Below are 22922 nucleotides of genomic sequence, written 5' to 3'. Positions count from 1 at the left end.
GCCTACGACGAGAGGTCGTGTCGAGCGCCTGGCCTGTGGTCACCGCGTGGTGGAAGCCTCTGCTCGCGCCGTGCCCACCGGGGGCATCGGTGATACTTGAGGGGACCGGGCACGCGGGGGCGCTTGCCCGCCTGGACCACCGACCGAAGGACGACCGTGTCCCGCCTGACCCTCTTCAGCGTCCGCAACCGGGCACTGGTCGCCCTGGCGACCCTCTTCGCGGTCGTGGCCGGCCTGTGGTCAGCCGGGGCGCTGCCCCGCGAGCTCTTCCCCTCCCTCCAGTTCCCCGTGCTCGTCGTGGCGACGCCGGTGCAGGGATCGAGCGCGAGCGTGGTCGAGGAGCAGGTGACCAAGCCCGTCGAGGTGGCGGCGCAGGGTCTCCCGGACGTCGTGGAGGTGCAGTCCACCACCGCGGAAGGCTTCTCCTCGGTCATCGTCGAGCTCGACTACGGGACCGACCTGGGCTCCGCGCAGACGGACCTGCAGCGCTCCGTCCTGGCGCTGCCCGACCTCCCCGACACCGCCACGCCCCAGATCTTCGCGGGCAACCTGGACGACTTCCCGATCATCCAGCTGGCGGCCGTCGGGGGTGCGGGGGTCGAGGCGCACGAGCTGGTCGACCGGCTCGAGCGCTTCGTCATCCCCGAGATCGAGGATCTCGAGGGCGTGCGCGCCGTCACGCTCTCCGGGGTCGCCGACCGCATCGTCACCGTCGACCTCGACGAGGACGAGGCAGCCGCCCAGGGGATCTCCCCGGCCACGGTCGCGCAGGTGCTCCAGGCCAACGGCGTCGTCCTGCCCGGCGGGCGGGTGCTCGACGGCGAGACCGAGCTGCCGGTGCAGGTCGGGGCCCGGCTGGCCTCGGCGCAGGAGGTGGCCGACCTGCCGCTCCTGACCCCTCAGATCCTCGCCCAGCAGCAGGCAGCGGCTCAGCAGCGGCAGCCGGTCGGGGTGGAGACCCCCACCCTCGGGGACGTCGCGGCGGTGACGCTGGAGGACCGGGAGGCCACGGCATACACGAGGACCGACGGGGAGCCGAGCGTCGGCCTGGCCATCACGAAGACCCCCGACGGCAACGCCGTCGAGATCAGTCACGCGCTGGCGGACCTCGCGCCCGAGGTGAGCACGTCGCTCGCGGGCGGCGAGCTGGTGACGATCTACGACGGGGCGCCGTTCATCGAGAAGTCCATCGAGGACCTGGCCACCGAGGGGCTGCTGGGGCTGGGCTTCGCGATCCTCGTGGTGCTCGTCTTCCTGCTGTCGGTCCGGCTGACGCTGGTGACGGCGCTGTCGATCCCGCTGTCCCTGCTCATCGCGCTCATCGGCCTCAAGGCGCTGGACTACAGCCTCAACATCCTCACCCTGGGCGCCCTGACGATCGCGGTCGGCCGCGTGGTGGACGACTCGATCGTGGTCATCGAGAACATCAAGCGCCACATCGCCCGGGGCGACGAGCGGCGCACCGCCGTCGTGGAGGCGACCCGCGAGGTGGCGAGCGCGATCACCTCGGCGACCGTCGCGACGGTGGCGGTGTTCCTGCCGCTCGGCTTCGTCGGCGGTCAGGTGGGTGAGCTGTTCCGGCCGTTCGCCGTGACGGTCTCCCTGGCCATGCTGGCCTCGCTGCTCGTGGCGCTGACGATCGTCCCGGTCCTGGGCTACTGGTTCCTCGGCGGTGCCGCCCACGGACGGCACGAGGAGGCGTCCGCGCGCGAGCAGACCGAGGCTGCGGACCGGCCCGACCGGCTGCAGCGGGCCTACCTGCCCGTGCTCCGCGGCGCCGTGGCCCACCCGTGGGTCACCCTGCTCCTGGCCGCCGCGGTCCTCGGCGGCACCGGCTGGGCGGCGACCCAGCTCAAGACGGACTTCATCGGCGGCTCCGGCGAGAACACCCTGCAGGCCACCCTGCGGATGCCGACCGGCACCACGCTGGACGAGACGGACTCCCGGGCGGCCGACGTCGAGACCTGGCTCGGGGAGCATCCTGACGTCGAGTCCTACCAGGTGACCGTGGGCTCCCCCGGCGGCATCGAGGCGGTCTTCCTCGGCAGCGGGGCCAACACCGCGACCTTCGCGATCACCCTCGACGAGCGTGTGGAGGGCCGGGCCTTCGGCGCCGAGATGACCGGGGCGTTCGAGGACGACCTCCCCGGCGAGGCGAGCTTCGTCGCGCAGGCCGGCCAGTCGATGGGGCCGACCTCCCTGGAGGTGCGGGTCCAGGCCCAGGACGCCGACGACCTGCGCGCCACCGCCGACGAGGTCACCGCGCTCATGCGCGACTCCGGCGCCGACGACGTCACCAACAACCTCACCGACACCGTGCCCGCGCTGCACGTCGAGGTCGACCGGGCGGCCGCGGCCGACGCCGGGCTGACCGAGGCGCAGCTCGGCCAGGTCGTCCAGGCGGCGACGTCCGGCGCCACGGTCGGCCGGATCGAGCTCGACGGCACACCGGTCGACGTCGTCGTCCGGCAGGCCGAGGCATCCGACGTCGAGGAGCTCGAGACGCTCGAGGTGGGGCCGGGCGCCGCGGGTGAGCCGCTCCGGCTCGGCGACGTCGCGCGCCTGTCGACCGTCGAGGAGGCGGTGAGCATCACCCGCATCGACGGGCTCCGGGCCGCCACCGTCACCGGCCGACCGGCCAGCGACGACCTGGGCGCGGTGACCCGCGACCTCCAGACGCGGCTCGACACGCTGGAGGTGCCCGACGGTGTCTCGGTCGAGCTCGCCGGGGTCAGCGCCGACCAGCAGTCGGCCTTCCGCGCCATGTCCCTCGCGCTCGCCGCAGCGGTGGCGATCGTCTACCTCGTCATGGTGGCGACCTTCAACTCGCTCGTGCAGCCGCTGATCCTGCTGGTGTCGGTGCCCTTCGCGGCCACCGGCTCGATCGCCCTGCTGCTCCTCACCGACACCCCGCTGGACGTGGCCTCGATGGTCGGTCTGCTCATGCTCGTCGGCATCGTGGTCACCAACGCGATCGTGCTGATCGACCTCGTCAACCAGTACCGGTCCCGCGGCCTCGACCGCCGTACCGCGCTCATCGAGGGAGCCCGGCACCGGCTCCGGCCGATCGTCATGACCGCCCTGGCGACGGTCCTGGCGCTCACGCCGATGGCGCTGGCTGTCACCGGTGGCGGTGCCTTCATCTCCCAGCCGCTCGCCATCGTCGTGATCGGCGGGCTGCTCAGCTCGACGCTGCTGACGCTCGTCCTCGTGCCCGTGCTCTACGAGCTGGTCGAGCGCGGGTCGTCGTGGGTGCACCGCCGGGGGGAGCGCCGGGCTCAGCGCCGGGGCACGGTCCCCCAGCCGGCCGGCCCGTCGGACCCGGCCGCGTAGTCCTGCAGCGGCACCTTGTTGGCGCGCCAGGCGGCGAGGACGGGCTCGACGATGCGCCACAGCTCCTCCGCCTCGTCGCCGCGGATCGTCAGGAGGGGATCCGCGTCCAGGATCGCGCCGAGGATCTCGCCGTAGGGCAGCATCCGCGGCTTGCCCAGCTCGGCGTGCAGCTCCTTCTGCTCCAGCTCGAAGGGGTTGCCCTCGGCGTTCATCGACAGCTCGACGTCGACTGCGCCGGGCTTGAGCTGCAGGACGAGGCGGTCGGGCTCGGTGTTGTCCTCCAGACCGGTCGGCACGTGCGCGGGCGGCCTGAAGGTCACGACGACCTCCTTGCGCTGGTCCCCGATGGCCTTGCCCGAGCGCAGGATGAACGGCACCCCGCTCCAGCGCAGGTTGTCGATCTGCACGACGAGCTCGGACAGGGTCTCGGTATGCCGTGCGGCCTCGACCCCTTCCTCCGCCACGTAGTCAGGGATCGAGCGCCCCTCGATCGACCCTGCGGTGTAGCGCGCCCGGCGCGAGGCCCGCGCCGGGTCGTGGCCCCAGGCGTGCGTCGCGCGCAGCACCTGCGCCTTGAGGCCGCGGACCTCGTCGGCGTGCATCGTCGCCGGCGGCTCCATGGCGAAGAAGGCCAGGATCTCCAGCAGGTGCGACTGCGTCATGTCGAGCAGCGCGCCGGCCTTGTCGTAGTAGCCGGCACGCCCCTCCAGGGCGAGCGACTCGTCATACACGATCTCGACCTTCTCGATGTGCTCGCTGGTCCAGATGGGCTGCAGCAGCCGGTTGGCGAAGCGGATCCCGATGAGGTTGAGGATGGTGTTGACGCCGAGGAAGTGGTCGATGCGGAAGATGTCGTTCTCCGGCACCACCCGGAGCAGCTGGCGGTTGAGCTCGCGCGCGGACTCGAGGTCGTTGCCGAACGGCTTCTCCAGCGCCAGGCGCGTCCCCCGCGGCACCCCGATCTTCTCGAGCAGCGCGCAGGCCTGGACGGTCACCGCGGGCGGGAGCGCGAAGTAGAGGACCAGGGGCTCGCCGGCCTCCGCCAGCAACGAGCGCACCTGCGCCTCGTCGAGCACGTCGGTCTTGAGGTAGCGCGAGTCCGCGGCGATCGGCTCGGCGACCGCGGTGTCCAGCCCGGCCTCGGCGAAGGCGTCGCGGACCTTGGTCTGCCAGTCCTCCTGACTGAGGTCGACGCGGTCGGCCCCGACGACGCGCACGCGCCGCGTGGGCTCGGCGGACAGCAGAGTGCCCAGGCCGGGGAGGAGGAGTCGACGGGTCAGGTCGCCGGAGGCGCCGAGGATCACCAGGGTGGTGGGTGCGTCAGCCATGGGGCCAGGGTATGCGGTCGCCCTCGCCTCGGCAGGTCGTCGCCGACCCGTCACGCGGGCGACACCGGGGCGCCACCCGGACGCCACCGCGAGCCGGTCTGATCTGCGGTATGCAGATCGCCCGCCGCTCCCTGACCGTCACCTCCGCCGCCTGCGTCCTCGCCCTCGCGACGTCCCCTGCCTTCGCCGCCCGCCCCACGCCGACCGGCGCGGACGCGGACAGCACGCGCTCGGCATACCACCTCTCCGGGTGGGCGGTGCTGCCGGCGGAGACCTTCGTGCCGGGCTCGGAGGAGTCCGGAGCGTTCACCGGCAACCCCGCGGCGCCCTTCCCGGGGCAGCCCGTCCAGGGCTTCTCGGCCGTGCACGCCGTCGGGGACGGCAGCTACCTGGTGATGAGCGACAACGGCTTCGGCGCCAGGACCAACTCCCAGGACTTCCAGCTGCGCGTCCACCACATCCGTCCGGACCTGGTCAGCGGCGAGGTCGAGCTCCTCGACGGCGGCTTCGTGCTCAGCGACCCTGACGCGCACGTCGGCTGGAGCCTGTGGCGCGCGGACCGGGTGCTCACCGGCTGGGACTTCGACATCGAGTCGATGCAGATCGCCACGGACGGCACGTTCTGGTTCGGCGACGAGTTCGGCCCCTACCTGCTGCACACCGACGCGCAGGGCCGGCTGCTGGAGGCGCCGATCCCGACCCCCGGCGTGCAGGCACCGCAGAACGCCCAGCTCGTCGGCGAGCCGAACCTGCTGGGCTCCAAGGGTTTCGAGGGGATGGCCATCGCCCCGAACGGTCAGCACCTCTACCCGATGCTGGAGGGCGCGACGGCGGAGGACAAGGCTGCCGGGCTCGCCGCGGACCTGCGCATCTACGACGTCCGGCTGCACCCGGCCACGGGCGCCGCGTTCACCGGTGAGTTCGTCCGCTACCGCATGGAGTCGGCGGCGCACGCGCTGGGCGACGCCATCGCGATCAACGCGCACCAGTTGCTCATCATCGAGCGCGACAGCAAGCAGGGCGCGGAGGCGTCCTTCAAGCGGGTCTACCTCGTGGACCTGCGCGACCGCGACCGCGACGGCTATGTCGACAAGCAGCTGCTCGTGGACCTGATGGACGTGCCGAACCCCGAGCTCCTGGGCACCGGCACCGACCCGTTCACCTTCCCCTACTTCACGATCGAGGACGTGGAGATCCTCGACGCCGACACGATCGCGGTGCTCAACGACAACAACTACCCGGCCGCCGGTGGCCGGGGGCCGGGCGTCCAGGACGTCAACGAGTTCCTCACGATCGACCTGGCCGAGCCGCTGGCGGTGGATCACCGCCTCCTGCCCGGTATGCCGTGACCGTCCCCGTCAGACGACGGTGACCCCGAGGAGCGAGCCGATCGCGTAGGTCAGGCCCATCGCCAGCAGGCCACCCAGCACGTTGCGCAGCACGGCCGGGGTGCGCGCGCTGGCGCCCAGGGTCGCGCTCACGGCGCCGGTCGTGAACAGGGCGACGAGCACGGCCCCGACCGTGACGACGACCTCCCAGCCGGTGGGGGCGAGCAGGATCGCGGCGAGCGGGAGCAGCGCACCCAGGGTGAAGGCGACCATCGACGCCCAGGCCGCGTGCCAGGGGTTGGTGAGCTCGTCGGGGTTGATCCCGAGCTCGGCCTCCGCGTGCGCGGCGAGGGCGTCGTGCTCGGTGAGCTGCCGCGCCACCTCGTGGGCGAGGTCGTCGCTGATCCCCTTGTCGCGGTAGATGCCGGCGAGCTCCTCGAGCTCCTCCTCGGGCGTCTCGGCGAGCTCGCGGCGCTCCTTCTCCAGGAGCGCCATCTCGCTGTCCCGCTGGGTGCTCACCGAGACGTACTCACCGACGGCCATCGACATCGCGCCCGCTGCCAGCGTCGCAAGGCCGGCGACGGCGACCGCGGTGCGGTCAGGGGTGGCGGCCACGACACCGATCACGACACCGGCCGTGGAGATGATGCCGTCGTTGGCCCCGAGGACACCGGCGCGCAGCCAGTTGAGCCGGGCGGCGCTGGTGTCGGGCTCGACGTGGGTCTCGTCTACCTGGCTCATGAAGCCCATCCTGGCCGATCGGTGGCCCGTCCGCCAGGGTGGGAAGGCTTGCCTGAGCAACCACCTGACGCGCTCGGTGGGAATGGTGGCTGGGGGTGTGGGGTGGTCACCCGGCCCAGGTGGGAGCGGACCAGGCGAGGCTGTGGCCGATCTCCTCGAGGGTGCCCTCGTCGACCGACCAGACGTCGACGGAGCCCTCGCGCTCGGCGGCGACCACGAGGTGGCGGCCCTCCTCACCGGGCAGCCAGCCGATGAATCGTGGCCAGTGCCCGGTCACCACCTGCTGCCGCAGCGTGAGCCGCCCGTCGTCGCCGGCCGCGAACGCCGAGACGGTGTCCGTCCCGCGGGTGCTGACGTAGACGTGGGAGCCGTCGGGCGACACGACGATCCCCGCGGTGGTCGTCTCGCCGGGGCCCGGTCCGCCGGGGACGGTCGAGACCGTCTGCCGCACGGCCCATCCCGCAGGTTCGCGCACCACGGTGTGGACGCTCTGGTCGAGCTCGCCGACGACCCACAGGAGGTCCTCCCGGCCGGGCGCGAGGGCCAGGTGGCGGGGGCCCGTGCCCGGGGGCAGGGTGATGTCCCCGGTATGCCGCAGCGCCCCCTCCCCGACGCTCACCTCGTGGACCTGGTCGGTCCCCAGGTCGCAGACGAGCAGCCGCTCCTCGTCCAGGAACACGGCCTGGTGCGCGTGCGGGGCGTCCTGCCGCTCGTGCGGCCCGGACCCGCCGAAGACCAGCCGGTCGAGCACCCGCAGACCGGGGTCGTGGGCCTCGGCGTCGCCGTCGATCCCGAGCAGCGTGATGCTGCCCCCGACGTAGCTGCTGGCCACCAGACGCCGGCCGTCCGGCGACAGCGCGAGGTGGCACGGGCCCCCGCCCTCGAGGGCCGCCTCGGCGACCACGCCCGAGCCGGGACGCACCCGGGCGACGCTCGGGGCGGGACCCTCGGAGACGGCATACACCTCCGTGCCGGCACGGACCAGCCAGGAGGGGTCGGCGGGGCCGTCGACCTGCTCGACGTCACCGAAGCCGTCCGGCGTCCAGGTCACCCGCGCGAGACCGGACCGGTGCGGGGGCTGGCCGCTGGTGTACCCACCGAGGTAGATCGTCGACATGCTGCCCATCGTGTCAGCACCCCGGCCTAGAGTGAGGCCTCATGGGCCGCGAGTACGACCAGGACACGACGATCGGCGCCGGCAAGCTGCGCATCCGCACCCGGGGACGGGCGGTGCTGTCCAACCCGATGACCAACCGGGGCACCGCGTTCACCGCGGCGGAGCGCGAGGCGCTGGAGATCGACGGCCTCATGCCGACGGGCTACACCACCCTTGAGAACCAGACCCGCCGCGTCTACGAGCAGTACCGCTCCAACAAGTCGATGCTCGGCAAGTTCCTCACGCTCAACGCCCTGCGCGACCGCAACGAGGTCCTCTTCTACCGCCTGCTCTCCGACCACCTCCAGGAGATGCTCCCGGTCATCTACACCCCGACGATCGGTGAGGCGATCGAGCGGTTCAGCAGCACCTACAACCGGCCCCGGGGCGTCTTCCTGTCCATCGACCGCCCCGACAAGATGGAGCAGTCGCTGCGCAACTACGGCCTGGGCGCCGACGACGTCGACCTCATCTGCGTGACCGACTCGGAGGGCATCCTCGGCATCGGCGACCAGGGCATCGGCGGGATCCAGATCGCCATCGGCAAGCTGTCGGTCTACACCGCCGCCGCCGGCATCCACCCGCGGCGGGTCATCCCGGTGGTGCTGGACGTAGGTACCGACAACCTCGGGCTGCTCTCGAGCGACCTCTACCTGGGCGAGCCGCACAGCCGGGTGCGCGGCGAGCGGTATGACGATTTCATCGCCCAGTTCGTCTCGACGGTGACCGAGCTGTTCCCCCAGGCCCTGATCCACTGGGAGGACGTCGGCACGGCCAACGCCTACCGGATCCTGGATCGCTACAAGGACGAGGTCTGCACCTTCAACGACGACATCCAGGGGACCGCAGCCGTGGTCCTCGCCGCGCTCCTGGCCGCCGTGGAGGTGACCGGTGTCGACCTCGACGACCACCGGATCGTGGTCTTCGGCGCGGGCAGCGCGGGCATGGGGATCGCCAGCCTGGTGCGGGACCAGATGTTGCGGACCGGGCACTCGGAGACCGAGGAGGAGGCCTACTCACGGTTCTGGCCGATCGGGATCCAGGGCCTCTACCTCGAGGACGACCACCGGCTGCACGAGTTCCAGAAGCCGTGGGCGCGCAGCCGCACGGACGTGGCCGGGTGGGAGCTCGAGCGGCCGGACCACATCGGACTGATGGACGTCATCCGCAACGTGCGGCCCACGATCCTCATCGGCACCTCGACCAAGGGCGGCGCCTTCACCCGGGAGATCGTCGAGGAGATGGCCCGCCACACGGCGCGGCCGATCATCTTCCCCCTGTCCAACCCGACGAGCCGCGCGGAGGCGACGCCCGCCGACCTGCTGGAGTGGACCGACGGCAAGGCGTTGGTGGCGACGGGAAGCCCGTTCGACCCGGTCGACCACGACGGGGTGCGGCACGTCATCGCCCAGTCCAACAACGCGCTCATCTTCCCCGGGCTCGGGCTGGGTGTGGCCGCGTGCCGCGCGAGCCGGGTGACCGACGGGATGATCGCCGCGGCGGCCCAGGCGCTGGCCGGCATGGTCAACACCTGGCGCCCCGGCGCCCCGCTCCTGCCGGGCATGGGCGACCTGCGCCTGGTCTCCGCCACAGTCGCGATCGCCGTGGCCACGCGGGCGACCGAGGAGGGGGTGGCCCAGCGGCCGCTCACCGACCCGGTCGGCCAGGTCTTCGAGCGCATGTGGCAGCCGCGCTACCCCGAGATCGAAGCCATCTGACCACCGGACAGGCGTTACTGCCACACCGGACAGGCGTTACTGCCACCGGACAGGCGCTACTGCACACCGGACAGGCGTTAGTGCCAGCCCCGCCCCGCGTGTCCTGCCCCCACACGACCGGACAGGCGCTCCTGCCACACCGGACAGGCGCTACTGCACACCGGACAGGCGCTAGCGCCAGACCCGCTCCGCCTGTCCTGTCCCCACCCCGTCCGGACAGGCGCTAGCGCCACCACGGTCAGGGCATCTGCTCTCACCCGACCGGCCAGGCGTTAGTGCCAGTCACTTCGGGCAGGAACGCCTGTCCGGTCCGGCACTAACGCCTGTCCGGTCCGGCACTAACGCCTGTCCGGTCGGGCAGGAACGCCTGTCCGGTCCGGCAGGAACGACTGTCCGGTCCGGCAAGAACGCCTGTCCGGTCGGGCAGCAACGCCTGTCCGGTCGGGCACTAACGCCTGTCCGGTCGGCGGTGCAGCAGGACGGAGAGCGCGAGCAGCGCCAGCCCGCCCGCGGACAGGCCGGCCCCGACGAGGGACGGGGCACGCAGGCCGTAGCCGCCGGCGATCACGAGGCCGCCGAGCCAGGCACCGAGAGCGTTCGCGACGTTGAGGGCGGAGTGGTTCATGGCGGCGCCGAGCGTCTTGGCCTCGCCGGCGACCAGCATCAGCCGCAGCTGGAGCACGACCACCCATGACGACCCCGACAGCGCCACGAACGCGAGGGTCACCAGGGCAGGCACGGCCCAGCGGCTCGTCTGCCAGAACGCCAGCAGCGACACCGCCGAGACGATCCCCATGAGGGCCAGCGATCGCAGGACCGACCAGTCCCCGAGCCGGCCGCCCATCGAGGTCCCGATCAGCGAGAAGACGCCGTACACCAGCAGGAAGAGCGGCACCCACCCGCGGTCCAGGCCGGTCACCTGCTCGATGGTGGGCGCGATGTAGGAGTACATCGCGAACATCCCGCCGAAGCCGACCGCCCCGACGAGCATCGCCAGCCAGAACTGCAGGTTGCCGAATGCGCGGAGCTCGGTCCGGAAGGAGCGGTCCTTCTCGGCCGGGAAGTGGGGCACCCACGCCCGCACCAGCAGGGCTGTGACCAACCCGATCACGGCCACCGCCCAGTAGGCGGCCCGCCAGCCGAGCACCTGCCCCGCCCACGTCCCGAGCGGCACCCCGACGACCATCGCGATCGGAATGCCGAGCATCACCGTCCCGACTGCCCGGCCCCCTTGACCGCGGGGCGCCATCGCGACGGCGACCAGCGAGGCGAGACCGAAGAAGCCGCCGTGCGGCAGCCCCGCGAGGAAGCGGGCCCCGACGAGCGTCTCGTAGGTCGGGGCCGCGGCAGCGAGCGCGTTCCCCACCGCGAAGACCCCCATGAGCGCGACGAGGACGGCGCGCATCGGCATACGGGCGGCGCCCAGGGCGATGAGGGGAGAGCCGACGACGACACCGAGGGCGTAGGCGGAGATGGCGTGCCCCGCGGCCGGCAGGTCCACCCCCAGCCCCTCGGCGATCTGGGGCAGCAGGCCCATGGTGACGAACTCGGTGATCCCGATGCCGACCCCGCCGAGCACGAGGGCGATGGCGGCGAGCTGACGACTGGGCACCGAACCAGGCTACGGCCCCTGGGCAGGGCGGCCCTTCCCTGCCACAGTGATGCCGGGCACCTACGCGACCGGCCGGGCGGGCAACAGGCCCTCGGGGTGGACCCGGTCGCTCAGCCCTGACCGCGCGCGTCCCGGCGGCGGAAGTAGCCGGCCAGCACTGCGCCGGACAGGTTGTGCCACACGGAGAAGACCGCGCCGGGCAGGCCCGCGACCGGGGTGAAGAACTGGGCGGCAAGACCCGCGGCGAGGCCGGAGTTCTGCATACCGACCTCGATCGCCATGGTGCGGGCCGACCGTTCGCCCTGTCCGGTGACCCGGCCGAAGGCGTAACCCAGCGCGAGGCCCAGACCGTTGTGCAGGATCACCGCCAGCAGGACGACCAGACCGGCCTCGACGATCTTGTCCGCGGACAGCGACACGACGATCGCGACGACGATGCAGATCACGGCCACCGAGAACCACGGCAGCGCCGGCAGGAACCGACGCACGAGCGAGGGCAGGAAGGCGCGGACCACGAGCCCGAGCAGCACCGGCACCAGCACGATCTGGACGATCGCCAGCGCCATACCGACGCCGTCGACGGGCAGCCGCTCGCCGACCAGCCACAGGGTGAGCAGCGGCGTCATGATCGGCGCCAGCAGCGTCGACACGGAGGTCATGGCCACCGACAGCGCGACGTCGGCGCGGGCCAGGTAGGACACCACGTTGGAGGCGGTGCCACCGGGGACGCAGCCGACGAGGATCACGCCGACGGCGAGCTCGGGGGGCAGCCGCAGGAGGGTGGCGACGGCCAGACCGAGGAGCGGCATGATGCCGTACTGCGCCACGACGCCGAGCAGCACCGGCAGCGGCCGCGCGACGACGAGCCGGAAGTCCGGCAGGGTGAGCGTCAGGCCCATCCCGAACATGATGACGCCGAGCAGGGGCGTGATCAGCCCGACCTGCGTGGAGATGGGGCCGGCGAAGAGCCATCCGGCGAGGCCCGCCAGCAGCACGAGGACCGGGAAGATGGTCACGGCGCGCAGGGCGCTCGCGTCCTCGGCGGCGGTGGGGCCGGTGGCGGGGGTGTGTTCGTCGACGACGCTCATGGGTTCCTCGGGGTCGGGGTGCCGGACCCGAGCAGGCTACCCACCCCCACCCACCTGGTTGACGTCGGGTCAGCCGTCGACGGCCTCGGCGATCGCGACGAAGTTGGCCTTGCGGTGACCGTCGGAGCGCTCGCCCAGGGAGTCGTCGCAGGTGATGAGGGCGATGCGGGCCACCTCGTCCTGGTCGCCCCAGACCTGCGGCGCGGTCTGCAGACCCTTCTTGCTGATCTGCTGGGTGTCGGTGATGACGAAGTCGCGCGTGGTGCCGTTGCGGTAGCCGATGGTGACGACGTCGCCCTCCGTGACCTCGCCGAGGTCGTAGAAGACGTCCGGCTCCTCGTAGTAGATCATGTGCGCCGCGATGACCGCGGTCCCGCGCTGGCCCGGCACGACGCGGCCGCTGCCGTCGTACCAGATCGTCTCCCCCTGGTCGGGGTCCACGGTCCCCTGGGCGGTGAGCCCCTCCGGCGCGACCGGTTCCTTCTCGATGCCGGCCGCCTGGACGGTCAGCCAGGCCGGGGCGTCGGCCCCGTCGGCGGACACCGACCGCCCCCGGCTGTCGGCCAGCGCCCCCACCGCCTGCACGGTCAGCGTGCTCACTCCGAGCGCGGCGACGAGCAGGCCGGTGGGGACGACGAGGCTGAGGTTGCGTTTCATTCAGGTATGCCGTGGGTCAGGTCCGGTGGCCCGGTCGGGTCGGGCTTCTCTCGCGGACGACAGGGTGTCGAGGCTCAGCGGGCGTCGGGCCGACGACGCATCGCCCACCCGGCCGCACCCGCACCGGCGAGCGCGAGCGCGGCGCCGCCCACGAGACCCACGTTGGCCGACCGCGAGGACGGACCGTCGGTCTCGACGGGCGGACCGGTGGGCGAGGTGGTCTCGCCGGGCTCGGTCGTCTCCCCCGGCTCGGTCGTCTCGCCGGGATCCGTGGTCTCCTCCGGGTCGGTCGTCTGCTCCGGGTCGGTGGTCTCCTCGGCGTCCTCGCCGGGGCCCTGGCACATGATGATGTGGGTGACGTTGCCCGGGGATTCGCCCGGGACCTCGCCGCCGTAGGTGTAGACCCCGTAGCCGGTCCAGGCCTGGGGCTCGTAGTCGTCGGCGACCTTGAGGACGATCCCGATCCACTCGTTGCCCTCGGACAGCTCGGCGTCCCAGGCGTCGGTCACGGTGATGGACAGGTCGGCGTTGGACGGCGCGGGCACGGCGGTGCACGCGACCCCCTCCATGCCGAGGCCGGTGTAGTACTCCTCCCAGAACTCGCCGGTGGGCTGTCCGGGGATGGCCTGGGCGGCCACGGCACCGGCCAGGACCAGGACGGCGGCACCGGTCCCTGCGGCAAGGCCGCGGGCGGTCATGGTGGTGCGCATAGCGGTTCCTCTCGACGGCGACGACGTGGCGACCTGCCCCGCCCGTTCACGTATCAGGAGTCACACCAGTCACAAATGACACAGGTGCAACTTCTGACGCTCCCGTACCATAGTGCGGCTGTCGCGCCGACGCCAGCACCCCGGCGTGTCGCGCGTGTCCCCCGCACCAGACGCCGCCTCAGACCCGACTCACACCCCGCCTCGGACCCGACTCAGACGCGAGGACGGACCAGCGCCACCAGGGTCACGCCCGTCTGCGGGGCCGGGTCCGCGACCGTCACCACCCGGGCCGTGCGGCCGGTGACGGTGAAGAGGTGCACGGCGTCCGGCTCGCGCTCCTCGAACTGCGCCAGCGAGTGCTTGTCGGTGAGCCGGGTATGCCGCACCTGCATCCCCTCGCGCACGCGCCGCTCCAGCTCGGGTGCGGTCAGCGGCGGGTCGAAGGCGATCTGCCCGGTGAGGCGGGAGGCCGTGCGCTGCGTGTCCTTGCTGCCCACCCCCTGCCGGCTCAGCTGGTAGGTCTGCCGCGAGCCCAGCGTCCGCCCGAACTCCTTGACCGCCGTGGAGTTGCTGTCGTCGTCGTAGGTGGCGGCGACCAACGAGCCGATGCCGGCGAGCTCCATGTCCTCCACGGCATACTCCGACAGGATGTGGGTGCGCTCCACGCGCAGGCCGGCGAGCCGCGCCTGCATGACCTCCGAGGGGGCCAGGCTCACCAGCAGGGTGGGCACCCCGAGGCGACCCAGCACCTCGGCGGCCTGCCGGGCCCAGGTGGAGGCGCCCGCGAAGAGCACGCCGTTGGGGGTCGTCGTGGCCAGGCCCAGCCGCTCCGCGAGCCGACCGACGCCCAGGCCGTAGACGGCGACGGTCACCACGATGGTGACGAAGACCAGCGGCACGAGGTCGGCCGACTCCACGACGAGGGACCGGAGCCGCTCGGCGTCGGCCTCCAGCGCCAGCGTCTCCACCGGGGTCTCGCCGCCGCGCAGCGCCCGCTCGGACGCCCGCTCGGCGGCGTGCTCGATCTCCAGGGCGAAGACGCTCGTCACCGACGCGGCCACGATGCCGCGCGGCGCCATGAACGCCATCAGGGTCCGCTCCGCGCGGGACGCCTCGGTCCCGAGCAGCCCCAGCCACACCGAGGCCGGCCGCACCACGAGGACCAGCAGGGTGACGAAGACCACCGCGGTCGGGGCCACCTCGACCACCTGTGCCGGCGTGACCCGTCCGGCGAGCAGCACGAAGAGGGTCCCGACGATGAGGATCTGCAGGTTCTCCTTGAACTCCCGGACGTGCTCCAGCCGCAGGCCCGGACGGTTGGCCAGGTAGATCCCCAGCATCGTCACGGTGAGCAGCCCGCTGTCCGGCTGCAGGGCACCCGAGAGGACGAACGCACCGACCGCGGCGGCGAGGAAGCACACCCCCTCCAGGAAGTCGGGTATGACGTAGCGACGCAGCGCGACCTCCAGCAGCGCCCCGACCGCGACGCTCAGCACCGTCGCGACCACCACCGTCCGCACGAGCGTGAGCCCCGCCGTGGCGAGCGCCCCCTCCGAGCCGCCGACGATGATGGCCTGGAAGACGAGCAGGGCCAGCACCGCGCCGATGGGGTCGACGACGATCCCCTCCCAGCGCAGCATCGAGGAGACCCGCCGGGTCGGCCGCAGCTGGCGCACGATCGGCGCGATCACGGTGGGGCCGGTCACGACGAGCAGCGCCCCGACCAGCAGCGCGAGCTCCCACGGCAGGCCGGCCACCATCGCCGCCGAGGTGATGAGCACCCAGGCGAGCGCGACGGTGACGGTGCACAGACGCCATACCGAGCGGGACAGCCCCCGCAGGTCACGGAACCGCAGCGACAGCGAGCCCTCGAAGAGGATCACCGCCACGGCCAGGCTGACCCCGGCGAAGAGCACGTCGCGACCGAGCAGCTTCTCCGGCGAGAGGAGCTGGCCAAGGCCGAAGCCGGCGACGAGCAGGAGCAGGATCGAGGGGATGCGCAGACGGTAGGCCACCAGCTGACAGACCGCCCCCACGGTCAGGACGAGGGCGAGGTAGGCAGCAGGTGTCACGGCCGACCAGTGTGCCAGCCACGACCGGGGTGGAGCTCAGTCCTCGAGGCGCTCGAGCAGCCCGGCGCGGACGAGGTCGGCGAGCGCGGCCCGCGTCAGGGTGAGGAGGTCGCCCGTCGGCGGCGCCCCGAACCGCTCCTCCAGCATCCGCGCGAGCACGTCCTCCCCGACCGGCTGCGCAGCGAGCTCCCGCACGGCCGTCCCCAGCGCGGAGACGCGCTGGACCCGGCCGTCGACCAGCACCAGCGACTCCCCGTCGCGGTGCAGCTCGTCGTGCGCGGGGACCGCGCGCCAGGTCACCACGGCGACCTCCGCCCGCAGATCTCGCCGACGAGCGGCTCGAGCTCGCCCACCTCGCCGTAGGTGACCCGGCGTGCGCCGCCCGTGCGGTCGAGGACGTCCGCGAGCCAGTGCAGCGGCCGCTCCGTCCGCATGAACGCCGAGGACTCCGGGGTGATGGCCATGATGGCGTCGAGCACGTCGAGCTCCTCGACCTCCGGGGCCCCCCTGTGCCCCTCGACGCGCCGCAGCAGGACCACCCCGGCCAGCCAGGGGGTCACCTCCGGCGCGCGCAGCCCCAGACTCCCCGGCGCCTGCTCGTCCTTGACGCCCGCCCAGTCGGGCCGGCGGGTCGACAACGGCTTGGGGTATGGCGTGACCGTCCCGTCCCGGCGCACCCCTACGGTCTCGTCGGAGACATAGGAGCGTGCCGGCCCCAGGGTGCGGCACAGGGTCGTCTTGCCGGTGTTGCCGGGGGCCACGAACGCCGCGGTCGCGCCCGTCACCGGGTCGGCGAGGCCGGCTGCGTGGAGCATGAGCAGCTCGCCGGAGCGGGCGCCGATCGCGGCATACGTCACGGACTGCGTCAGGCGCTGGAGGAGCCGGGGCTCGTCGGAGTCGCTGACCGAGTCCCCGCGGGCCCAGCCGGGCGCGGCGGCCGGGTCCGAGGTGGCGCTCGCGCCGGGCGCGGCGTCCGGCTCGAGGAGGGTGGCGCCCACGACCTGCGGAGGCTCGGCAGAGGTCGGCGTCCCGTCGGCGCGCAGGCACAGGTGCCAGCGGTCACGGAGGACTTGGACCAGATGAGGCGTGCGGTGGCCGCCGACGTGGAGGTCCACATCGGTCCCCAGGACGTGCAGGGGGACGATGTCGGACGCGGCCACGGGCACAGCCTAGGTGGCCGGCACTCCTCTAGGGTCGGCACCATGGCCGACAGCGCTCCCGACCCCGTCGCCGCGGAGGCGCTGGCGCGTGCGGTCGACGCGGTCTACGCCGTGGCGCCGGAGGCCTTCGTCGCGACGCGCAAGGAGCAGGTCGCCCGGCTGCGGGCCGAGGGGCTGCGCGAGGTGGCCACGCAGGTCGCGGCGCTGAGCAAGCCGAGCGTCGCCGCCGCGGCCGTCAACGCCCTCGTGCGCGCGGACGACCCGGTGGTGGAGGAGCTGCTCGACGTCGGCGCGCGGATGCGGCACGCGCAGTCGGCGATGGACATGGCGGCGCTGGCCGGCCTGAGGGGCGAGCGCGACGACCTGCTCGCGGCGTGGGTCGCCGCAGCGAGGGCGCACTCCCCCGGGGGCAGCCTGACCGCCGCCGTCGAGGCGGAGGTGCGCGACACCGCCGTCGCCGCGCTCGCGGACGCCGCCGCGACCGAGGTGGTCACGAGCGGGTCGCTGACCCGGGGCCTGAGCTACAGCGGGTTCGGCGAGGTCGACGTCGCCGACGCGGTCGCCCGCACCAGCACCGGCGTGGTGTTCACCCGGATCGAGGGTGGTCGGGCCGCGCGCGAGGAGCCGGAGGAGCCGGTCGAGCAGGAAGAGCCGGAAGAGCCGGAAGAGCCGGTCGAGCCCGCCGAGGCACAGGAGCAGGTGGAGCCCCCGGAGCCCGAGGCACAGGAGCGGGTGGAGCCCGCGGGGCCCGAGGCAGCGGAACCCGCCGAGCCGGTCGAGCATCAGGACGGGAAGGCCACCGCCGATCGCGTGGCCGAGCTGGAGATGGAGCTGGACGAGGCCGAGAAGGCCGTCGCCGCGGCCCGCGCTGCCCGCAAGGCGGCTGCCGACGCCGACCAGAAGGCCGCCGACGACGCTGAGGTCGCGCGCGAGCAGGTGGCCCAGGCCGAGCGGCTGCTCGCCCAGGCCCGCGCCCATCAGGACACCGCCGACGCTTCGCGCACGAAGGCGGCCGCGGCTCTCGAGTCCGCCGAGGAGGACCTCCGGAGCGCGCGGGACCAGCGTGACCTGGCCCGCGCGGCCCTGGAGGAGGCCGAGGACTCCTGACGCTTGCGGACCGGACCGGACCGGACCCGACGTGCCGTGGCCACCCGTCCCGTCACGAAGAAGACCGTGGCGACTTATGGCCCCCGGGAGGGCCACAGGTCGCCACGGTCTTCTGGCGCGAGGAGGCTCAGCCCCCCGCGAGGAGGCTCCAGCCCCCCGTGAGGAGGCTCAGCCCAAGCGAGGAGGCTCAGCCCCGGCGACCGACCAGCTTCCAGACGGCCGGGAAGAGCAGGGCGGCGATGCCGGCCTTGATGATGCCGGGGACGATGAACGGGGTGACGCCCCACTCCATGAGCAGGGCCGGGTCGGACTCGCCCAGCACGTAGCCCATGAACGGCACGCCGACGACGAACGGCAGCGCGGTCGCCGCGAGGAAGCCCAGCATCGCCTTGGCGACGTTGCGGTCCCACGCGCGCTCGGCCGCCCAGCCGGCGAGCGCGGCCGCGGGCACGAAGCCGACGATGTAGCCGAACGACGGGGCCATCACCATCGCCGTCCCGCCGTTGGCCTCGGCGAACCACGGCACACCGGCGAGGCCGACGAGCATGTAGACGAGCAGCGACAGCGCCCCCCGACGCATCCCCAGCGCACCGCCGACCAGCATCACGGCCAGCGTCTGACCGGTGATCGGCACCGGCCACATCGGGATGGTCACCTGGGCCAGGGCACCCACGATGGCGGCGCCGCCGACGACGAGCGCGGCGTCGGTGAGCACCGAGCTGGTGGGGACGAGACGGTCGGCGAGCACGCCCGGGCGGGCGACGGCGGTGGAGGTCGACACTGATGGCTCCTGGATCACGAGATGGACGGGGCGGGAGGCGGCCCGACAGCGCACGCCCACCGACGGGACAACGTGGGCCAAGCCTGCCACAGCGGCACCCCTACTCAGGAGTCCGGACCGGCCTCACGTTGACACCCGGGCGCGCGCACGGCATACCCTGAGAACCGCGACGACGCCGGACGCCTCCTCGAGGCGCCCGGCGTCCTGCGTCACGGGCCTGCGCCCGCACCCGCACGCCCGAGCCCCGACCCGGAGGAACACATGAAGATCGGCCTGCTCACCGCCGGTGGCGACTGCCCCGGCCTCAACGCCGTCATCCGCGGCGTGGTGCTCAAGGGCGACCGCATCTACGAGCACGAGTTCGTGGGGATCAAGGGCGGCTTCCGAGGCCTGGTGCAGGACGACATCGTGCCGCTGCCGCGCCAGCGGGTCCGCGGACTGTCCAAGGTCGGCGGCACCATCCTGGGCACCTCCCGGGTGAGCCCGTTCGACCACGGCGGCACGGAGCGGGTCCAGGAGGTCATGGACAAGCACCAGATCGACGCGCTCGTCGCGATCGGCGGCGAGGGGACGCTGACGGTGGCCCGGATGTTCCACGACGACGGCATCCACGTCGTCGGCGTGCCGAAGACCATCGACAACGACCTGTCCGCCACCGACCGCACCTTCGGCTTCGACACGGCGGTCTCGGTCGCGACCGAGTCGATAGACCGCCTCCGGACCACCGGCGAGGCGCACAGCCGCTGCATGGTCGTGGAGGTCATGGGCCGTCAGGTGGGCTGGATCGCGCTCCACGCGGGGATGGCCAGCGGCGCCCACGTCATCCTGATCCCGGAGGTCCCGGTGACCCGGGAGCAGGTCTGCGGCTGGGTGCAGCACGCGATGGACCGCGGTCGCGCGCCGGTCGTCGTGGTCGCCGAGGGCTTCAGCTTCCCGGGCGAGGAGCAGCAGGCCGACACGCGTCAGGCGGACGCCCTCGGCCGCCCGCGCCTGGGCGGCATCGGCGAGCAGGTGACCCGCCTCATCGAGGAGCAGACCGGCATCGAGACGCGCAACACCACGCTGGGCCACCTCCAGCGCGGCGGCGTGCCGAGCTCCTACGACCGCGTGCTCGCGACCCGCTTCGGCACCGCCGCGGTCGACGCGGTGAGCGCCAAGCTGTGGGGCACGATGGTCGCCCTCCAGGGCATCGACATCGTCAACGTCAACCTCCGGGACGCGACGAGCGCGCTCAAGACGGTCCCCCGGGACCAGTGGGAAGAGGCCGCGATCCTCTTCGGCTGAGGTGGCCTCCGCGCTGTGGGGTGGTCGTTCCCTAGGATCGAGCGGTATGACGCTCCTCACCGACGCGCAGTCCCTCCAGCCGTCCCTGTCCGCGCTCCGTCGTGAGCTGCACCAGGTGCCCGAGGTCGGGCTCGACCTGCCGCAGACCCAGGCCATCGTGCTGCGCGAGCTCGAGGGGCTGCCGCTGGAGATCACCACCGGCACCCGGACCACGTCGGTCGTCGCCGTGCTGCGCGGCGGGCGTCCCGGTCCGACCGTGCTGCTGCGCGGGGACATGGACGGCCTGCCCGTCACCGAGCAGACCGGCCTGGACTACGCCGCCACCACCGGCACCATGCACGCGTGCGGGCACGACCTGCACACGGCCGGGCTCGTGGGGGCGGCGCGGCTGCTCAGCGCCCGTCGTGAGGAGCTCGCCGGCAACGTCCTCTTCATGTTCCAGCCGGGCGAGGAGGGCTACGCCGGGGCGAAGGTCATGCTCGAGGAGGGTCTCCTGACGGCCAGCGGCGAGAAGCCGGTCGCGGCCTACGCGATCCACGTCTTCCCCGGGCCGGTCGGCGTCTTCGAGCACCGCTCCGGCCCCGCGCTCGCGGGCTCCAACACCCTGCGCATCACCGTCACCGGCAAGGGCGGCCACGGCTCGCAGCCGCACACCGCCGTCGACCCCGTCGCAGCGCTGATCGCCGTCGCGGGCGAGCTGCAGACGATGGTCACCCGTCGCTTCAGCGTCTTCGACCCGGTCGTGCTGACCGTGACCCAGCTGTCCGCGGGAGAGGCGGTCAACGTCATACCGGAGAGCGCCTCCCTGGGCGCCACGGTGCGCACGCTCTCCCACGCGAGCGTGGACGCCATGCGCGAGCAGACGACCCGCCTCGCCCAGGGCATCGCCGCGGCGCACGGGTGCACGGCGGAGGTGGAGTTCGCGGCGCAGTACCCCGTGACGATCAACGACGACGCGGAGTCCGCGTGGGTGGGTGAGCAGCTGCGGGACCTCTTCGGTGCCGAGCGCGTCATCGAGTCCCCGGACCCGCTCATGGGGTCTGAGGACTTCAGCTTCGTCCTCGAGGAGGTGCCGGGCACCTTCCTCTTCCTGCACGCCAGCCCCGCCGGCGTCGACCACGCCACGGCGGCGATGAACCACTCCCCGGGCGTCCTCTTCGACGACGCCGTCCTGGCTGACCAGGCCGCTGCCCTGGCCGAGCTGGCGCTGCGCCGGCTGGCCCGCGAGGCGTCGTGAGCGAGCTGACGCTGCCGAGCGCCGAGGACGTCGACGCCGCAGCAGAGCGCATCTCCGGTCGGGCTGCTCGCACGCCGCTGCAGCTCTGCAGCCGGCTGTCGGAGGCGACCGGTGCCCGGGTCTGGCTCAAGCGGGAGGACCTGCAGCCGGTCCGCTCCTACAAGGTCCGTGGGGCCGCCAACCTCATCGCCCAGCTGGACAGCGAGCAGATCTGGGCCGGTGTCGTCTGCGCCAGCGCCGGCAACCACGCCCAGGGCGTGGCGCATGCCTGCTCGACCCTGGGCGTCAACGCCCGGATCTACCTGCCCGCCAACACCCCGCGCCAGAAGCGCGAGCGGGTGGCGGCGTTCGGCGGCGACTGGGTCGAGGCGATCGTGGGCGGCCAGACCTACGACGAGGCCGCCGCTGCGGCCAAGGCCGACGTGGAGAGGACCGGGGCCACGCTGGTGCCGGCCTTCGACCACCCGCACACCATCGCCGGCCAGGGCACGGTCGCCCGCGAGGTCGTCGAGGACCTCGGTCACGCGCCGGACGTCCTCGTCCTTCCGGTCGGCGGCGGCGGTCTGCTGGCGGGCTGCCTGACCTGGCTCGCGGAGCGGCACCCTGACACCCGCGTCGTCGGTGTCGAGCCGGGGGGCGCTGCGTGCCTCATCGAGGCCACGCGCGCCGGCGGCCCGGTCACCCTGGAGCACATCGACCGGTTCGTCGACGGCGCGGCCGTCGCGCGCGCGGGCGACTGGACCTACCAGGTGGTCGCACGGCATACCCCCGGGCTCGTCGCCGTCCCGGAGGGACGCGTGTGCACCGAGATGATCGCGCTCTACCAGTCGGACGGGATCATCGCCGAGCCTGCCGGAGCCCTCGCCGCCGCGGCGCTCGACCAGCTCGACCTGCCGGACGGCGGCGACGTGGTCGTCGTCGTCTCCGGCGGCAACAACGACCTGCTCCGGTATGCCGAGGTCGTCGAGCGGTCCCTCATCCACGAGGGGCTCAAGCACTACTTCCTCGTCGACTTCCCGCAGGAGCCGGGCATGCTGCGGCGCTTCCTCGACGAGGTGCTGGGCCCGGACGACGACATCGCGCTGTTCGAGTACGTCAAGCGCAACAACCGCGAGACCGGGCCTGCGCTCGTCGGCATCGAGCTCGGGTCACGGGCCGACCTCGCGCCGCTGCTGGAGCGGATGGCCGGCAGCTCCATGGAGGTCGAGCCGATCGCGCCGGACAGCCCGCTCTTCCGGTTCATCCTCTGAGGCCGGCGGCGCCGGCCCTCGTCGGCCCGTCGTCAGCCCTGTTCAGCCCACCTGACCTCGGCCACGTGTCGCCCCCGGCGCCCTGACCTCCGCCACGCGTGGCCTCGGGCCCCTTGGCCTCCGCCACGTGTCGCCCCCGGCCCCCTGACCTCGGCCACGTGTCGCTCGGGCCCACCTGACCTCGGCCATCCCCTCCTAGCCAGACAGGATTGTGCACCTCATGCAGCGTCGACGAGGGTGCATCAGGTGCAAGATCTTGTCTGCGTCGCGCGTCCGGTTCGCGTGCCACGGACTGCCCCGCCCGCCCCTCCGCAAGCCCACCCTCGACGGCGGCCGCTCCACCCCGCCCCTTCCACCGGC

General features: G+C 72.8%; 18 protein-coding genes. 7 read left to right on the top strand and 11 right to left on the bottom strand.

Features of this window, described 5'->3' with window-relative positions; genetic code table 11:
- Window positions 1–156 precede the first annotated feature (156 nt).
- Entirely contained in the window at window positions 157–3333 is a 3177-nt protein-coding gene (locus IEV65_RS13465; RefSeq protein WP_188431655.1) for an efflux RND transporter permease subunit, read from the top strand.
- On the opposite strand, the gene IEV65_RS13460 is transcribed toward IEV65_RS13465, so the two are convergent.
- A complete protein-coding gene (locus IEV65_RS13460) occupies window positions 3279–4661 on the bottom strand; it encodes a glucose-6-phosphate dehydrogenase (protein WP_188431653.1) in 1383 nt (460 codons plus the stop codon). The genes IEV65_RS13465 and IEV65_RS13460 overlap by 55 nt on opposite strands.
- A gap of 110 nt (window positions 4662–4771) precedes the next feature.
- Between IEV65_RS13460 and IEV65_RS13455 the strand changes: the two genes are divergently transcribed.
- A complete protein-coding gene (locus IEV65_RS13455) occupies window positions 4772–6010 on the top strand; it encodes an esterase-like activity of phytase family protein (protein WP_229735287.1) in 1239 nt (412 codons plus the stop codon).
- 9 nt (window positions 6011–6019) lie between these two features.
- On the opposite strand, the gene IEV65_RS13450 is transcribed toward IEV65_RS13455, so the two are convergent.
- Together IEV65_RS13450 and IEV65_RS13445 are read right to left on the bottom strand one after the other, a co-directional pair.
- A complete protein-coding gene (locus IEV65_RS13450) occupies window positions 6020–6730 on the bottom strand; it encodes a VIT1/CCC1 transporter family protein (protein ID WP_229735286.1) in 711 nt (236 codons plus the stop codon).
- A 106-nt stretch (window positions 6731–6836) separates the two neighbouring features.
- On the bottom strand, window positions 6837–7847 hold the full coding sequence (locus tag IEV65_RS13445; RefSeq protein WP_188431649.1) for a lactonase family protein: 1011 nt from the start codon (window positions 7845–7847) through the stop codon (window positions 6837–6839).
- 41 nt (window positions 7848–7888) lie between these two features.
- Between IEV65_RS13445 and IEV65_RS13440 the strand changes: the two genes are divergently transcribed.
- Entirely contained in the window at window positions 7889–9604 is a 1716-nt protein-coding gene (locus tag IEV65_RS13440) for an NAD-dependent malic enzyme (RefSeq protein WP_188431647.1), read from the top strand.
- 448 nt (window positions 9605–10052) lie between these two features.
- Here IEV65_RS13440 and IEV65_RS13435 read toward each other — a convergent pair whose 3' ends face one another.
- From IEV65_RS13435 to IEV65_RS13405, 7 genes are all read right to left on the bottom strand, one after another.
- Window positions 10053–11216: an MFS transporter gene (locus IEV65_RS13435; RefSeq protein ID WP_229735285.1), complete on the bottom strand. Its 1164-nt coding sequence runs from the start codon at window positions 11214–11216 to the stop codon at window positions 10053–10055.
- Between the two features lie 110 nt (window positions 11217–11326).
- The gene (locus tag IEV65_RS13430) at window positions 11327–12304 is read right to left on the bottom strand and encodes a bile acid:sodium symporter family protein (RefSeq protein ID WP_188431645.1); all 978 of its coding nucleotides are present in this window, start codon (window positions 12302–12304) and stop codon (window positions 11327–11329) included.
- A gap of 69 nt (window positions 12305–12373) precedes the next feature.
- Window positions 12374–12961: a class F sortase gene (locus tag IEV65_RS13425; RefSeq protein WP_188431643.1), complete on the bottom strand. Its 588-nt coding sequence runs from the start codon at window positions 12959–12961 to the stop codon at window positions 12374–12376.
- Between the two features lie 74 nt (window positions 12962–13035).
- The gene (locus IEV65_RS13420) at window positions 13036–13671 is read right to left on the bottom strand and encodes a hypothetical protein (protein ID WP_188431641.1); all 636 of its coding nucleotides are present in this window, start codon (window positions 13669–13671) and stop codon (window positions 13036–13038) included.
- A gap of 212 nt (window positions 13672–13883) precedes the next feature.
- Complete coding sequence (locus tag IEV65_RS13415) at window positions 13884–15743, bottom strand: cation:proton antiporter (RefSeq protein WP_188431639.1); 1860 nt, start codon at window positions 15741–15743, stop codon at window positions 13884–13886.
- 36 nt (window positions 15744–15779) lie between these two features.
- Window positions 15780–16043, bottom strand: coding sequence for a hypothetical protein (locus IEV65_RS13410; protein ID WP_188431637.1), 264 nt, complete (start codon window positions 16041–16043; stop codon window positions 15780–15782).
- The gene (locus IEV65_RS13405) at window positions 16040–16903 is read right to left on the bottom strand and encodes a hypothetical protein (protein WP_188431635.1); all 864 of its coding nucleotides are present in this window, start codon (window positions 16901–16903) and stop codon (window positions 16040–16042) included. The genes IEV65_RS13410 and IEV65_RS13405 overlap by 4 nt, the downstream gene beginning before the upstream one ends.
- Before the next feature lie 42 nt (window positions 16904–16945).
- On the opposite strand from IEV65_RS13405, the gene IEV65_RS13400 reads away from it, so the two are divergent.
- The gene (locus IEV65_RS13400) at window positions 16946–18010 is read left to right on the top strand and encodes a hypothetical protein (protein WP_188431634.1); all 1065 of its coding nucleotides are present in this window, start codon (window positions 16946–16948) and stop codon (window positions 18008–18010) included.
- 187 nt (window positions 18011–18197) lie between these two features.
- Here the strand turns inward: IEV65_RS13400 and IEV65_RS13395 are convergent, their stop codons facing one another.
- Window positions 18198–18791 (bottom strand): biotin transporter BioY, encoded by a 594-nt coding sequence (locus IEV65_RS13395; protein WP_188431632.1) that lies wholly within the window; start codon window positions 18789–18791, stop codon window positions 18198–18200.
- 261 nt (window positions 18792–19052) lie between these two features.
- Between IEV65_RS13395 and IEV65_RS13390 the strand changes: the two genes are divergently transcribed.
- Genes IEV65_RS13390 through ilvA form a run of 3 tightly spaced genes read left to right on the top strand, consistent with a single transcriptional unit; the run spans window position 19053 to window position 22562 of the window.
- On the top strand, window positions 19053–20075 hold the full coding sequence (locus IEV65_RS13390) for a 6-phosphofructokinase (RefSeq protein ID WP_188431630.1): 1023 nt from the start codon (window positions 19053–19055) through the stop codon (window positions 20073–20075).
- A 46-nt stretch (window positions 20076–20121) separates the two neighbouring features.
- Entirely contained in the window at window positions 20122–21312 is a 1191-nt protein-coding gene (locus IEV65_RS13385; RefSeq protein WP_188431628.1) for a M20 metallopeptidase family protein, read from the top strand.
- A complete protein-coding gene (gene ilvA / locus IEV65_RS13380; protein WP_188431626.1) occupies window positions 21309–22562 on the top strand; it encodes a threonine ammonia-lyase IlvA in 1254 nt (417 codons plus the stop codon). Before IEV65_RS13385 ends, ilvA begins: the two co-directional genes overlap by 4 nt.
- The last annotated feature ends 360 nt before the right edge of the window (window positions 22563–22922 follow it).

This window comes from Ornithinimicrobium tianjinense, assembly GCF_014636495.1.
In the GTDB taxonomy this organism is placed as follows: domain Bacteria; phylum Actinomycetota; class Actinomycetes; order Actinomycetales; family Dermatophilaceae; genus Ornithinicoccus; species Ornithinicoccus tianjinensis.
The sequence above is the reverse complement of the archived record's forward strand: the minus strand, read 5'-3'. Positions and strand labels throughout refer to the sequence as shown.

What these genes read in the sequence shown, in the direction of transcription:
- IEV65_RS13400 (WP_188431634.1), top strand. Translation starts at nt 16,946, where the DNA reads ATGGCCGACAGCGCTCCCGACCCCGTCGCCGCGGAGGCGCTGGCGCGT.
- IEV65_RS13430 (WP_188431645.1), bottom strand. Translation starts at nt 12,304, where the DNA reads ATGAGCGTCGTCGACGAACACACCCCCGCCACCGGCCCCACCGCCGCC.
- IEV65_RS13445 (WP_188431649.1), bottom strand. Translation starts at nt 7,847, where the DNA reads ATGTCGACGATCTACCTCGGTGGGTACACCAGCGGCCAGCCCCCGCAC.
- IEV65_RS13455 (WP_229735287.1), top strand. Translation starts at nt 4,772, where the DNA reads ATGCAGATCGCCCGCCGCTCCCTGACCGTCACCTCCGCCGCCTGCGTC.
- IEV65_RS13425 (WP_188431643.1), bottom strand. Translation starts at nt 12,961, where the DNA reads ATGAAACGCAACCTCAGCCTCGTCGTCCCCACCGGCCTGCTCGTCGCC.
- IEV65_RS13440 (WP_188431647.1), top strand. Translation starts at nt 7,889, where the DNA reads ATGGGCCGCGAGTACGACCAGGACACGACGATCGGCGCCGGCAAGCTG.
- IEV65_RS13385 (WP_188431628.1), top strand. Translation starts at nt 20,122, where the DNA reads ATGACGCTCCTCACCGACGCGCAGTCCCTCCAGCCGTCCCTGTCCGCG.
- IEV65_RS13420 (WP_188431641.1), bottom strand. Translation starts at nt 13,671, where the DNA reads ATGCGCACCACCATGACCGCCCGCGGCCTTGCCGCAGGGACCGGTGCC.
- IEV65_RS13460 (WP_188431653.1), bottom strand. Translation starts at nt 4,661, where the DNA reads ATGGCTGACGCACCCACCACCCTGGTGATCCTCGGCGCCTCCGGCGAC.
- IEV65_RS13390 (WP_188431630.1), top strand. Translation starts at nt 19,053, where the DNA reads ATGAAGATCGGCCTGCTCACCGCCGGTGGCGACTGCCCCGGCCTCAAC.
- IEV65_RS13450 (WP_229735286.1), bottom strand. Translation starts at nt 6,730, where the DNA reads ATGAGCCAGGTAGACGAGACCCACGTCGAGCCCGACACCAGCGCCGCC.